The sequence below is a fragment of the Luteimonas sp. R10 genome, assembly GCF_045689605.1.
Taxonomy (GTDB): domain Bacteria; phylum Pseudomonadota; class Gammaproteobacteria; order Xanthomonadales; family Xanthomonadaceae; genus Luteimonas.
Genome location: NZ_CP141262.1, coordinates 3,227,567 through 3,239,780, shown reverse-complemented (window position 1 = coordinate 3,239,780; position 12,214 = coordinate 3,227,567). Strand labels below are relative to the sequence as shown.

General features: G+C 71.9%; 13 protein-coding genes. 7 read left to right on the top strand and 6 right to left on the bottom strand.

What is annotated here, in order from left to right; genetic code table 11:
• Window positions 1-23: 23 nt before the first annotated feature.
• From U3649_RS14160 to U3649_RS14150, 3 genes are all read right to left on the bottom strand, one after another.
• Complete coding sequence (locus U3649_RS14160; RefSeq protein WP_407351954.1) at window positions 24-473, bottom strand: DUF4442 domain-containing protein; 450 nt, start codon at window positions 471-473, stop codon at window positions 24-26.
• 110 nt (window positions 474-583) lie between these two features.
• Window positions 584-1,468, bottom strand: a complete 885-nt coding sequence (gene trxA, locus U3649_RS14155) for a thioredoxin (RefSeq protein WP_407351953.1) — start codon at window positions 1,466-1,468, stop codon at window positions 584-586.
• Window positions 1,469-1,693: 225 nt separating this feature from the next.
• Window positions 1,694-3,019 carry an amidohydrolase family protein gene (locus U3649_RS14150; RefSeq protein ID WP_407351952.1) on the bottom strand — a complete coding sequence of 442 codons (1,326 nt, stop codon included), beginning with the start codon at window positions 3,017-3,019 and terminating at the stop codon, window positions 1,694-1,696.
• A 293-nt stretch (window positions 3,020-3,312) separates the two neighbouring features.
• Here U3649_RS14150 and leuS point away from each other — a divergent pair, with 293 nt between their 5' ends.
• From leuS to rlmH, 6 genes are all read left to right on the top strand, one after another.
• Window positions 3,313-6,066 carry a leucine--tRNA ligase gene (gene leuS, locus U3649_RS14145; protein WP_407351951.1) on the top strand — a complete coding sequence of 918 codons (2,754 nt, stop codon included), beginning with the start codon at window positions 3,313-3,315 and terminating at the stop codon, window positions 6,064-6,066.
• Between the two features lie 67 nt (window positions 6,067-6,133).
• A complete protein-coding gene (gene lptE, locus U3649_RS14140) occupies window positions 6,134-6,640 on the top strand; it encodes an LPS assembly lipoprotein LptE (protein ID WP_407351950.1) in 507 nt (168 codons plus the stop codon).
• A 37-nt stretch (window positions 6,641-6,677) separates the two neighbouring features.
• Window positions 6,678-7,712, top strand: a complete 1,035-nt coding sequence (gene holA, locus U3649_RS14135) for a DNA polymerase III subunit delta (protein WP_407351949.1) — start codon at window positions 6,678-6,680, stop codon at window positions 7,710-7,712.
• Between the two features lie 36 nt (window positions 7,713-7,748).
• Entirely contained in the window at window positions 7,749-8,447 is a 699-nt protein-coding gene (nadD, locus tag U3649_RS14130; RefSeq protein WP_407351948.1) for a nicotinate-nucleotide adenylyltransferase, read from the top strand.
• A gap of 30 nt (window positions 8,448-8,477) precedes the next feature.
• A complete protein-coding gene (gene rsfS, locus U3649_RS14125) occupies window positions 8,478-8,867 on the top strand; it encodes a ribosome silencing factor (protein WP_407351947.1) in 390 nt (129 codons plus the stop codon).
• A gap of 81 nt (window positions 8,868-8,948) precedes the next feature.
• On the top strand, window positions 8,949-9,419 hold the full coding sequence (rlmH, locus tag U3649_RS14120) for a 23S rRNA (pseudouridine(1915)-N(3))-methyltransferase RlmH (protein ID WP_407351946.1): 471 nt from the start codon (window positions 8,949-8,951) through the stop codon (window positions 9,417-9,419).
• A gap of 193 nt (window positions 9,420-9,612) precedes the next feature.
• Here rlmH and U3649_RS14115 read toward each other — a convergent pair whose 3' ends face one another.
• From U3649_RS14115 to U3649_RS14105, 3 genes are all read right to left on the bottom strand, one after another.
• The gene (locus U3649_RS14115) at window positions 9,613-10,293 is read right to left on the bottom strand and encodes an energy transducer TonB (RefSeq protein ID WP_407351945.1); all 681 of its coding nucleotides are present in this window, start codon (window positions 10,291-10,293) and stop codon (window positions 9,613-9,615) included.
• A gap of 204 nt (window positions 10,294-10,497) precedes the next feature.
• The gene (locus U3649_RS14110; protein WP_407351944.1) at window positions 10,498-10,692 is read right to left on the bottom strand and encodes a hypothetical protein; all 195 of its coding nucleotides are present in this window, start codon (window positions 10,690-10,692) and stop codon (window positions 10,498-10,500) included.
• 1 nt (window position 10,693) lies between these two features.
• The gene (locus tag U3649_RS14105; RefSeq protein WP_407351943.1) at window positions 10,694-11,437 is read right to left on the bottom strand and encodes an SIMPL domain-containing protein; all 744 of its coding nucleotides are present in this window, start codon (window positions 11,435-11,437) and stop codon (window positions 10,694-10,696) included.
• A 121-nt stretch (window positions 11,438-11,558) separates the two neighbouring features.
• On the opposite strand from U3649_RS14105, the gene U3649_RS14100 reads away from it, so the two are divergent.
• On the top strand, window positions 11,559-12,206 hold the full coding sequence (locus tag U3649_RS14100) for a Maf family protein (protein ID WP_407351942.1): 648 nt from the start codon (window positions 11,559-11,561) through the stop codon (window positions 12,204-12,206).
• The last annotated feature ends 8 nt before the right edge of the window (window positions 12,207-12,214 follow it).

Here is a 12,214-nt window from a genome sequence, read left to right as displayed (position 1 = left end):
CAGCGATCGATGCCAATCGGCGCTCAGCGGCCGGGCTTGCGCCGCACGTAGACCTGCTTGCGCAGGCGGGCGACCACTCCGGCTTCGCCGTCGATCACCTCGGTGTCGAACCAGTGCAGGTGCTTGTCGCCATCGGCGGTGGCGGCGCGGATGGCGTCGAGCGTCGGCCCCTCCAGCGCGAACGTGGCGTGCACGGTGCCGCGGCCGGGTTTGATGAACTCGATCTCGGCCGCCCTGTCCCAGACGTAGTAGTCGCGGCCCAGGCATTCCTTGACCAGGATCATCCAGAACGGATCGGTCATCGAGAACAGGCTGCCGCCGAAATGGGTGCCGACGTAGTTGCGGTTCCACGGCCGCATCCGCAGCTCGACCCGTGCGCGCCGCCAGTCGGCGGCGACCTCGACGACCCGGATCCCGGAGAACAGGAAGGGCGGCCACAGGTTCATGATCCGGCGCAGGGTGGAGGGCTTCATGGCGGTTGGACGGTCCGTGGGTGGAGACGAGCGCCAGGAACGAGAAACGAGGAACGGTTGAGAGCTAGGCGCTTGTTCGTTTCTCGTTCCTCTCGACTCGTTGCTCGTCCTCAGAACAGCAGCGACGCCATCCGCCTGCGGTAGCGCCCGACCAGCGCCGCATCGTCGACCACGCGGAAGGCGTCGATCAGCGCCCGCCTGGGCAGGCCGTCGTCGAAGTCGCGATCGCGCCGCAGCATCTCGATGAACTGCTCCAGCCCGGCCTCGGCATCGCCGCCGACGATGTGCCGCACGCCGAGCAGGTGGCGCGCGCGCAGGTCGTCCGGGTCGGCGGCGATGGCGGCCTCCAGGGCCTCCGCCGGCGGCGCGCCCTCGAGCATCGCGGCAAAGCCCAGGCGCGCGCGCGCCTGCACGCAGCGGTCGTCGGTGGCGAGGTTGGCGGGCAGGGCGTCGAGCAGCCGCTCGGCCTCGTCCGCGGCACCGGTGCGCAGCAGGGCCAGGGCGAGGTCGAGCTTGAGTTCCGCCTGGTCCGGCTCGGCCGCGGTCGCCTGGCGCAGGCGCAGGACCTCGGCATGGGGATCGGGCGGCGGCGGCGCCTCGCCGGTGCCGTCCACGTCCACGCCGGCCAGCGCGGGCGCCGCCGGTTCGATGCCGTGGCGCTTGAGGAACTCGCGCAGTTCGCCTTCCGGCAACGCGCCGGGGAACGCGTCCACCGGCTGGCCGTTGACCAGCAGGAACACGGTCGGGATCGAGCGCACCTGGAACGCGGCGGCGAGCTGCTGTTCCCTGTCGACGTCGACCCTGGCCAGCACGAAGGCGCCGTTGTAGTCGGCGGCGAGCTTCTCCAGGATCGGGCCGAGGGTCTTGCAGGGGCCGCACCACTCCGCCCAGAAATCGATCAGCACCGGCGTCCGCAGCGATTTCTGCAGGACGTCGGTCTCGAAGTTGGCGGCGGTGGCGTCGAAGACGTGGGGCGTTGTGGATTCGGCGGGCATCATGGTTTCCGGAATGCGTTCAGGGGCAGATGGTGCCAGATGCGCGCGAAACCGCGCCAGGCAGCCTTGTCCGTTGCGGTGAAGCTAGCCCCGTCGTCACGGGCGGTGTCAATGAATCGCCCGCACCTCAAGCAGGAATGAGGCACCGGTTCATGTGATGGCTCGGCTATTGGCCGTGGCGACGGCCCGTTTCTCGCCGCAGCGGAAAGGACTGCCTGGCGCCGCTCATCGCGCCGCGGGCGCGCGGAACACCTCGCCGTCCTTCATCACGAAACGCACGTCCAGCACCGCCTCGATGTCCTCGAGCGGATCGGCCGCGAGCGCGATGATGTCGGCGCGCCGGCCGGCCTCGATCACGCCCTGGTCGTCGACCCCCAGCACCTCGGCGGCGCGCACCGTCGCGGCCTGCAAGGCTTCGGCCGCGGGCATGCCGGCCTCGACCATGTAGAGGAACTCGCGCGCGTTGTCGCCGTGCGGGCCGACGCCCATGTCGGTGCCGAAGGCGATCGGCACGCCCGCCTTGTAGGCCCTGGCGAAGGTGCCCTGGATCTGCGCGCCGATGGTCGCCGCCTTGGGCCGCACGATCTCGGGGAAATAGCCGTCCTCCTTGGCCTTGTCGGCGACGAAGCGGCCGGCGTAGATGGTCGGCACGTACCAGGTGCCGTGCTGCTTCATCAGCCGCATCACCTCGTCGCTCATGTGGGTGCCGTGCTCGATGCTGGTGACGCCGCCCTCGACCGCGCGTTTCATGCCCTCGGTGCCGTGGGCATGCGCGGCGACCCGGTAGCCGTAGTCGTTGGCGGTCTCGACGATGGCGCGGATCTCGTCGGTCATGAACTGTGGCGCGTCGCCGGAGCGGGCGTAGCTGAGCACGCCGCCGGTGGCGGTGATCTTGATCACGTCGCTACCGTCCTTGTAGCGCTGGCGCACGGCCTGGCGGGCGTCCTCGACCGAGTTGATCACCCCCTCCGTCGGTCCCGGCGGGCCCATGAGGTGCGAGAGCATGGAGTTGTAGCCGTTGGTCGGGTCGGCGTGGCCGCCGGTGGTGGCGATCGACTTGCCGGCGGCGAAGATCCGCGGCCCCTTCACCAGGCCCTGGTTGATGGCGTCGCGCAGGTGCGGGGCGACCTCGCCGCCGAGGTCGCGCACGCTGGTGAAGCCGGCCATCAGCGTCTTCTCGGCATAGCCGACGGCGCGGAAGGCGAAGTCCACCGGGTCCAGGCGGAACCCCTCGGAGTAGCTCTGCGGGCTGGACTCGGAGCCCAGGTGCACGTGCAGGTCGGTCCAGCCCGGCAGGCAGACGTGGGCGCCGAGGTCGATCTCGGCGGCGCCCGCCACCTCGGCGCGGCCGCTCGACACCGACTCGATGCGGCCGTCGCGCACCAGCACCGTATGCGGCCCGAGCATGCGTCCGCCGCGCGAGTCGAACAGCTTGCCGCAGCGCAGCGCCTGCACCGGACCCGGTCCGGGGACGGCGTCGTCGGCGACGGCCGTGGCCGGCAGCAGGAGGGCGAGGGCCGCGACTGCGCGGCGGAAGGTGGCGACGGACATGGCGGGCTCCGGTTGGCGAGGCGTGATTGAACCACAGCCGCCGCCCGCGATCGGGAACCGTCGACGGCCCGGTCGAGCCTTATCGGCCCCGGTAGAGCGGAGCTTGCTCCGCTGCTTCCGGCTCCGGAGCCCGCGCAGCCGAGCAAGCTCGGCTCTACGAAGCCCGCGCAGCCGAGCAAGCTCGGCTCCACGGGGCTTGCGCGGCCGGGCGGGTTCGGCTCCACGGGCGCCGCGTGGCGGCGCCTGTTGCACTGCGGTAGGCTTGCCGGTCCCCGATCGCCAGCACCCCCGCCGTGTCCGACGCGTCTCCCGCTCCCGAATCCGCCTACCAGCCCGACGCCGTCGAAACCGCCGCCCAGCAGTACTGGCAGCGGACCCGGGCCTTCGAGGTCGACGAGAACTCCGACAAGCCGAAGTTCTACTGCCTGGCGATGCTGCCGTATCCGTCCGGGGCGCTGCACATGGGCCATGTGCGCAACTACACCATCGCCGACGTGATCAGCCGCTACCGGCGCATGACCGGCAGGAACGTGCTGCAGCCGATGGGATGGGACGCGTTCGGGCTGCCGGCCGAGAACGCCGCGATCAAGAACCGGACCGCGCCGGCGAAGTGGACCTACGCCAACATCGACCACATGCGCGGCCAGCTGAAATCGCTCGGCTACGCGATCGACTGGAGCCGCGAGTTCGCCACCTGCTCGCCGGACTACTACGTGCACGAGCAGCGCATGTTCGTGCGCCTGCTGAAGAAGGGCCTCGCCTACCGCCGCAACTCGGTGGTCAACTGGGATCCGATCGACCAGACCGTGCTCGCCAACGAGCAGGTGGTCGACGGCCGCGGCTGGCGCTCGGGCGCGGTGGTCGAGAAGCGCGAGATCCCGCAGTGGTTCCTGAAGATCACCGACTACGCGCAGGAGCTGCTGGACGGGCTGGACACGCTGGACGGCTGGCCGGACCCGGTGCGCACCATGCAGCGCAACTGGATCGGCCGCAGCGAGGGCCTGGAGATCGCCTTCGACATCGACGGTCTCGACGAGCGGCTGTCGGTCTACACCACCCGGCCGGACACGCTGATGGGCGTGACCTTCATGTCGATCGCCGCCGAGCATCCGCTGGCGCAGCGCGCCGCGCGCGACAATCCGGAACTGGCCGGCTTCATCGCCGAGCTGCGCCGCGGCGGCGTGTCCGAGGCCGAACTCGAGACCCAGGCCAAGCGCGGCATGGACACCGGCCTGCGCGCGGTCCACCCGGTCACCGGCGAGAAGATCCCGGTGTGGGTGGCCAATTTCGTGCTGATGGGCTACGGCACCGGCGCGGTGATGGCGGTCCCCGGCCACGACCAGCGCGACTGGGAGTTCGCCAGGACCTACGGCCTGCCGATCCGCATGGTCGTCGTGCCGGCGGACGTGCGCGACGCGCTCGACGAGATCGGGCGCGACGTCGGCAGCCACGCGGACCCGATGCGCACCGCGCTGGGCGCCGCCGGTGCGATCGACGCCTACGACACCCGCGCCGCGGTGCAGGTGGTCGGCGATTTCGAGCGCCGCATCGCCGAGGCCGGCGCCTGGACCGAGCGCGGCTGGCTGGTGAATTCCGGCGAGCTGGACGGCATGGACTTCCAACGGGCCTTCGACGCGCTGGCCACGCGCCTCGAGCGCGAGGGCCGCGGCGGGCGCCGGGTCAACTTCCGCCTGCGCGACTGGGGCGTCAGCCGCCAGCGCTACTGGGGCTGCCCGATCCCGGTGATCCATTGCCAGGGCTGCGGCGCGGTGCCGGTGCCGGAGGACCAGCTGCCGGTCGTGCTGCCCGAAGACGTGGAGGAGGCGTTCGCGAAGGCCGGCGGCGTGCAGTCCCCGATCAAGGCCGATCCGGAGTGGCGCAAGACCACCTGTCCGCAGTGCGGCGGCGCGGCCGAGCGCGAGACCGACACCTTCGACACCTTCATGGAGTCGAGCTGGTACTACGCCCGCTACACCTCGCCGGGCGCCGCCGACATGGTCGACGCGCGCGCCGACTACTGGACCCCGGTGGACCAGTACATCGGCGGCATCGAGCACGCGATCCTGCACCTGCTGTACTTCCGCTTCTATCACAAGCTCATGCGCGACGCCGGCCTGGTGTCCAGCGACGAGCCGGCGGTGAACCTGCTCACCCAGGGCATGGTGATCGCCGAGACCTTCTATCGCGTGCAGGCCGACGGTTCGAGGGACTGGATCAATCCGGCCGACGTCGAGGTGGTGCGCGACGAGCGCGGCCGCGTCGCCGGCGCGACGTTGAAGTCCGACGGCGGACCGGTGGAGATCGGCGGCGTCGAGAAGATGTCGAAGTCGAAGAACAACGGCGTCGACCCGCAGTCGATGGTCGACAAGTACGGCGCCGACACCGTGCGCCTGTTCTCGATGTTCGCGGCACCGCCCGAGCAGTCGCTGGAGTGGAACGAAGCCGGGGTCGAGGGCATGTCGCGGTTCCTGCGCCGGCTGTGGACGCAGGCGACGCGGCACGCCGAGGCGGGCCCCGCGTCGGCGCTCGACCGCGCGGCGATGACCGCGGCGCAGAAGACCCTGCGCCGGCAGCTGCACGAGACCATCCGCAAGGTCGGCGACGACTACGGCCGCCGGCACAGCTTCAACACCGCGATCGCCGCGGTGATGGAGCTGCTGAACCACCTGGCGAAGTTCGACGACGCCAGCGCCAACGGCCGCGCGCTGCGGCAGGAGGCGTACGAGGCGATCGTGCTGCTGCTCAACCCGATCACCCCGCACGCCAGCCATGCGCTGTGGCAGCGGCTGGGCCATCCCGAGGCTTTGCTTGAGGACCGGCCGTTCCCGGAGCCCGACCCGGACGCGCTGCGGCGCGAGGCGGTGACGCTGGCGGTGCAGGTGAACGGCAAGCTGCGCGGCACCATCGAGGCGGCGGTGGACGCCGACCGGCAGGCGATCGAGGCGCAGGCGCTGGCCGAGCCCAACGTCGCGCGCTTCATCGGCGAGGGCAGCGTGCGCAAGGTGATCGTGGTGCCGGGCAAGATCGTGAACATCGTCGTCTCCTGAATCGGCGCGTCGTCGCCTGAACCGGCATCCGCTTGCCGGCCGCTGCCGCCTCGTCCAGACTCCGCCCATGATCCGATCCGCCATCGTCGCCGTCCTCGCCCTGGTCCTCGCGGCCTGCGGCTTCCACCTGCGCAACGCGCTGTCGCTGCCGCCCGACCTGGGACCGGTGCAGGTGGTGGCGCGCGATCCCTACAGCCCGCTGCCGGACGCGCTGGCGCTGTCGCTGCAGCGTGCCGGCGCCGACGTCCGACGCGGCAGCCGCGCCGAGGAAGGCATCGCGACCCTGAGCATCCTCTCCGAGCGCTGGGCGTCGACGCCGGTCAGCATCGACGCGCGCGGCCGCGCGCAGGAATACGCGCTGCGCTACGCAGTCGTGTTCCGGCTGCAGGGCGCGGACGGCGAGGACATCGTGCCGCAACAGGCGGTCGAGCTGTCGCGCGACTACGTCTCCAGTCCGGACAATCTCACCGGCACCGACAGCGAGCGCGACCTGCTCAGCCGCGAGATGGAGCGCGAGATGACGGCATCGATCATCCGCCGGATCGACGGCGCCTCGCGTCAGCCGATGCCGTGATCGCGGTCGCCGTGCGGATGCGGGCAGCCCCTTCGCCATGGAACTGACGCCCGAGCGCCTGGCCGGCCAGCTCGGCAACGAGCCGCTGCGGCCGGCGTACCTGATCGCCGGCCCCGAACCGTTGCGCGTCCTGGAAGCGGCGGACGCGTTGCGCGCCCATGCCCGGGGGCAGGGCTACGTCGAGCGCGAGATCTTCGACGCCGACGGGCGCGGCTTCGACTGGGGCGCGCTGCAGGCGACCTTCCGCGCGCCCAGCCTGTTCGCGAGCCGGCGCCTGGTCGAACTGCGCCTGCCCACCGCCAAGCCGGGCAAGGACGGCGCGGCGGTGATCGCCGAGTTCTGCGCCGATCCGCCGGGCGACGTCCTGCTGCTGGTGACCGGCGGCGAGTGGAGCCGCCAGCACGGCGGCAAGTGGAGCGAGGCGATCGGGCGCATCGGCCACGTCGTCGTGGCCTGGGCGGTGAAGCCGCACGAGATGCCGGACTGGATCGAGCGCCGCCTGCGCAGCCGCGGCGTGGCCGCCGACCGCGACGCGGTGCAGCGGCTGGCGGAGCTGGTCGAAGGCAATCTGCTGGCGGCCGCGCAGGAGGTCGACAAGCTCGCGCTGCTGAGCGACGGCACGCCGCTGGACGTGGCGCGGATGGAGGCGCTGGTCGCCGACGCGGCCCGTTTCGACGTTTTCCGGCTGATCGACGCCGCGCTCAACGGCCAGGCCGCGCCGGCTGCGCGCATGCTCGCCGGACTGCGCGCCGAGGGCGCGGCGGTGCCGGCGCTGATGGGCATGGTGGTGATGGAACTGCAGCGCGCGGCCGCGCTGGCGCAGGTGCAGGCGCGCAGCGGCAACCTGGCGTCCGAGTTCCGGGCGCAGCGGGTATGGGAATCGAAGCAGGCGGTGTTCCGGCGCGCGCTGCAGCGCCACGGCGTCGAACGCTGGGAACGCTTCCTGGCCGAGGCCGGGCGCATCGATCGCATCGCCAAGGGCCGCGCCGCCGGCGATCCCTGGCAGGCGCTCGAACGTCTGCTGCTGGCGGTGGCCGAGCCCCGCGCCGCGGCCCTGGTCGAGAAGCACTGAGATGGGAAGAGCCGTCTTCAGCGTGGCTGAACGCATGTGAGCGAGGCACCCGCCGATGCCGGCCCCGGATCGTTGCTGGTGCTGTACGGCGGCACCTTCGATCCGGTGCACAACGGGCACCTGGCGATCGCGCGCGCCGCGCGCGACCGCCTGCGCTGCGCCATCCACCTGATGCCGGCGGCGGACCCGCCGCATCGGCCGCCGCCCGGCGCCGACGTCCGGCACCGGGCGGCGATGCTCGGGCTGGCCGTCGCCGGCGAGCGCGATCTGCGCGTGGACCGGCGCGAACTGGCCCGCGACGGCCGCAGCTACACGGTCGCCACCCTGCGCGAACTGCGGGCGGGCGAGGGCGGGGCGGCAAGGCCGGTGGCGTTGCTGGTCGGCGCCGACAGCTTCGTCGGCCTGCCGGCCTGGAAGGAATGGCGCGCATTGTTCGATCTGGCGCATTTCGTCGTCGCCGAGCGCGCCGGCAGCCCGCTCGACCAGGCCCTGCCCGCGGTGTTGGCGGAACAGGTCGCCGGGCGCCTGGTCGACGATCCGGCGGCGCTCTCGGCGGCGCCGGGCGGACGGATCCTGCGGCTGCGGCAGCCGCTGAGCGGCGAATCGGCCACCGACCTGCGCCGGCGTCTGGCCGGGGGACGGCCATGGCGGCACCTGGTACCGGACCCCGTGGCGGACTACATCGACCGCCACCGACTGTACCGTGACGGTGCCGACACGGCGTCTCCGCTATAATTTCCCGCGAAAATTCCAGAGTCCAGCGCTTTGACCAGTCCCGCCCAAGTCATCAAGACCCGCCTGCCCAATCCGCCGCCGCCCGTCGAAGTCCTGCTCGAGCAGGTGCGCGCGGCCATCGAGGAGCTCAAGGCCCGGGACACCGTCGAGATCGACGTCCGCGGCAAGACCAGCGTCTGCGACTACATGGTGGTGGCGTCGGGGACCTCCAGCCGCCACGTCAAGTCGATCGCCGACGAGGTGGTGAAGTACGCCAAGCGCCTGGACGTGCAGCCGCTGGGCGTCGAGGGCGAGCGCGAGGCCGAGTGGGTACTGGTCGACCTCGGCGACGTGGTGGTCCACATCATGCTGCCGCGGGTGCGCGAGTTCTATGCGCTCGAGCGCCTGTGGACGGTCGGCGACCAGCCGCCGGAAAGCTAGAAAAGAGAAACGGGGAACGAGGAACGAGGAACGAGTGTTCTGCGGAGCCCGTCCACTAGTTTCTCGTTCCTCGGCTAACGGATGAAGGCTCGACTGATCGCCGTCGGCGAACGCGCACCCGCCTGGGTCGCCGACGGGTTCGCCGAGTATCGCAAGCGGCTGTCGCACTGGCTGCCGCTGGAACTGGTCGAGGTGGCGCCGGGGCTGCGCGGCAAGAACCGTGATGCGACCCGCGCGATGCAGGACGAGGGCGCCCGGGTGCTCGCGGCGCTGCCGAAGCAGGCCCACGTGGTGGCGCTGGACGGCGGCGGCCGCGGCTACACCTCGGAACAGCTGGCGCAGCGGCTCGAGCACTGGCGCGGGCTGGGATGCGATCTCGCGGTGCTGATCGGCGGGCCCGAGGGCCACGCGCCCGAGGTGCTGGCGCGCGCCGACGAGCAGTGGTCGCTGGGGCCCCTGACCCTGCCGCACATGCTGGTGCGGCTGATCGCCGCCGAGCAGTTGTACCGGGCCGCGGCGCTGCTGGCCAACCATCCGTACCACCGCGCCTGAGCTGGGTGCGAGGGCAACCGTCTCCGTGGCGACGAGGCAAGCCCCCCCGTCGCCACGGGCGGTGCAAATCAATAGCCAAGCCCGTCACGATGGACCGGTACCTCACGCTTTGGCTTGAGGTGCGAGCTATTTACTGGCACCGCCCGTGGCGACGGGGCTTGTCTCGCCGTGGCGGAAGGGCTGCCCGGCGCGCTCACCCGCGGTCGAGGTTGAAGTCGATCGGCACCAGCCCGATCGCCTGCACTGGCTGCCCGTCGCGGGTCGCCGGTTGGAAGCGCCAGTTGCGCAGCACGTGGCGGCGCGCGCTGTCGTCGAGGACGCGGTGGCCGCTGCTGCGGTGGATGCGCACCTCGAGCGGGCTGCCGTCGACGTCCACCAGCACCTCGAGCAGCACCGTGCCCTGCAGGCCGCCGATGATCGCCTCGCGCGGATAGCGCGGCGCCGGGGCGCTGGCGTAGGCCAGGCGCATGCCGGATACCGGACCGCTGGCGGGTTCGATCGTGGCGGTCTCCGCCGCCGCCGGCGCGGTCACCGGTTCGGCCGGCAGGAGGCCCTGGTCGACGACCACCGGCTGGATCGCCGGCGCCGCGATCTCGGGCGGCGCCAGGGCGCGGCTCTGCGGTGGCGGGGTCTGCTCGGGGACGGTCTCGACGATCGGCGGCGGGTCCGGCGGCAGCTCCGGCGCTTCGATCCAGCGGAACTCCATGTTGCGGGTTTCCGGCGGCGCCAGCAGCTGCGGCTGGCTCACCGGGACCAGCAGCAGGCACAGGGCGACGACGTTCAGCAGCAGGGTGCCGCTGATGCCGGCGATGCGGACCGGGTCGGGGTGCGGGCGGGACGGACGGGCGTGCGCGTGGGCGTGCTGCGGGACCATGATCCACCTCCTGGGTTGTCGTGCATGACGGACAACGGCCGGGCGGCGGGTGCGGGGTCAAGGCGAGGGGCGCATCCGGCGACCGGCTCGACAGCGTCTTCACGCTGCGCCGGCGCCGGACCCACGGCAAGCGGCGGCAGGACGTACGGTGCGATCCGGCGGACCGGTGGTCGCAACGGCACGGCCCGCCCGTGTCCTTGGAGATCAGTCGTCGGCAGGATCCGGATCGCTCTCCGGATCGCGCTCCAGGCCGCCCTCGTCCGGATCGATCGGCTTCCGCTTGCCGACGTTGCGGGCGTCGTCGCGGTCCCGCGGCTCGCGTTCGGCATAGCCGGACTTGTCGTCGTCGCGGCCGGCGGGAAGGCTCTTGTCCTTCCCCTTGTCCTTTTCCGCGGTCATCTCAGTCCTCCAGTTCGAAGACGACGTCGAGATTGGCGGTGAGCGTGGTCTGGCCGGGCGAGACCGGGCTGGAGGCCATGTCCATTGCGGCCGCCTCCATCCGCATCATCGGCCGCGGCGGCGGCATGAATCCGCCGCCCTCGCTGATGCTGACGATCCGGCGCACGCGCATGCCCAGCGACTGGGCGTACATCCGCGCGCGCTGTTGCGCCTTCTGCAGCGCCGCCTGGCGGGCCTCGTCGTAGACGGCATCGGGCTGGTCGATCTCGAAGCTCGGGCCGTTGACCTGATTGGCGCCGCTGGCGACCAGCGCGTCGAGCACTTCGCCGAGGGCGGCGATATCGCGCACCTTCAGGCTGACGGTATTGCTGGCCTGGTAGCCGGTGATCGTCGGCGCCGCGTTGTCGCTGTGGTGGTATTGGGGATGGACGTTGAGGCCGCTGGTCTGCACGTCCTTTTCGGCGATGCCGGCGGCCCTGATCGCGGCCATCAGCGCGTTCATCCGTTCGGCATTGGCGCGCAGCGCGGCGTTGGCGTCCGTCGCCTGGGTGACGACCCCGGCCGACAGCGTCGCCACGTCCGGGACCCGGCTGGCTTCGGCCTGGGCGGAGACGGACAGCAGGGTGCCGTCGGCGGCAGCGGCGGCGCGGGTGGTCTCGGGCATGGAGGTCTGGGCGTTGGCGGTCATGGCGGGAACGGCTGGCAGGGCTGCGAGCAGCAGGGGCAACAGGAAGCGGCGGGTCATGCGGATCTCCTGGATCGATGGGAACAGGGTCGAGTCCAACCAGTGAACGGGTCGTGAGCCGAAACGGGGTCGATCGACGATGAAAGCGGGTCGCGGCGGGGCCGCGGGTTATCCTGTCCGGATGCTACATCTTGCCTCGAAATCCCCGCGCCGCCGCGAACTGCTGGCCCGGCTCGGCGTGCCGTTCACGCCGCTCGACGTGGACGTTCCCGAGGCGCCGGTCCCCGGCGAGACGCCGCGCGCGTACGTCTGCCGGGTGGCGCGCGAGAAGGCCGTCGCCGGTTGGCGCTCGCTGGGCGATGCGCCGGAGACGGCGGTGCTCGGCGCCGATACCGAGGTCGTGCTCGACGGCGAGGTGTTCGGCAAACCGCGCGACGCCGAGGCCGCCGCGGCGATGCTGCGACGTCTGTCCGGCCGCACCCACACCGTCGTCTCGGCGGTGACGCTGTGCTCGGCCGCGGGCGAGCGCCAGGCGGTGTCGGTCACGGAGGTGACGTTCGCCGGGCTCGCCGAGGCCGACATCGCCGCCTACGTGGCCGGCGGCGAGCCGATGGGCAAGGCCGGCGGCTACGCAATCCAGGGCGGTGCGGAGGCGTTCGTGGCGCACCTGGCGGGCAGCTATTCGGGGGTGGTGGGGCTGCCGCTGTTCGAGACCGCCGGGTTGCTGCGGGCGGGCGGGTTCCCGGTCGCCGGTTTCGCCGCGCCTGCGGCGCGAGCCCGGGCCGGGATCGCGGGGTCCACGCCGGCCGCGACCGCGTCCGCCGGGTGAAGCGCGCC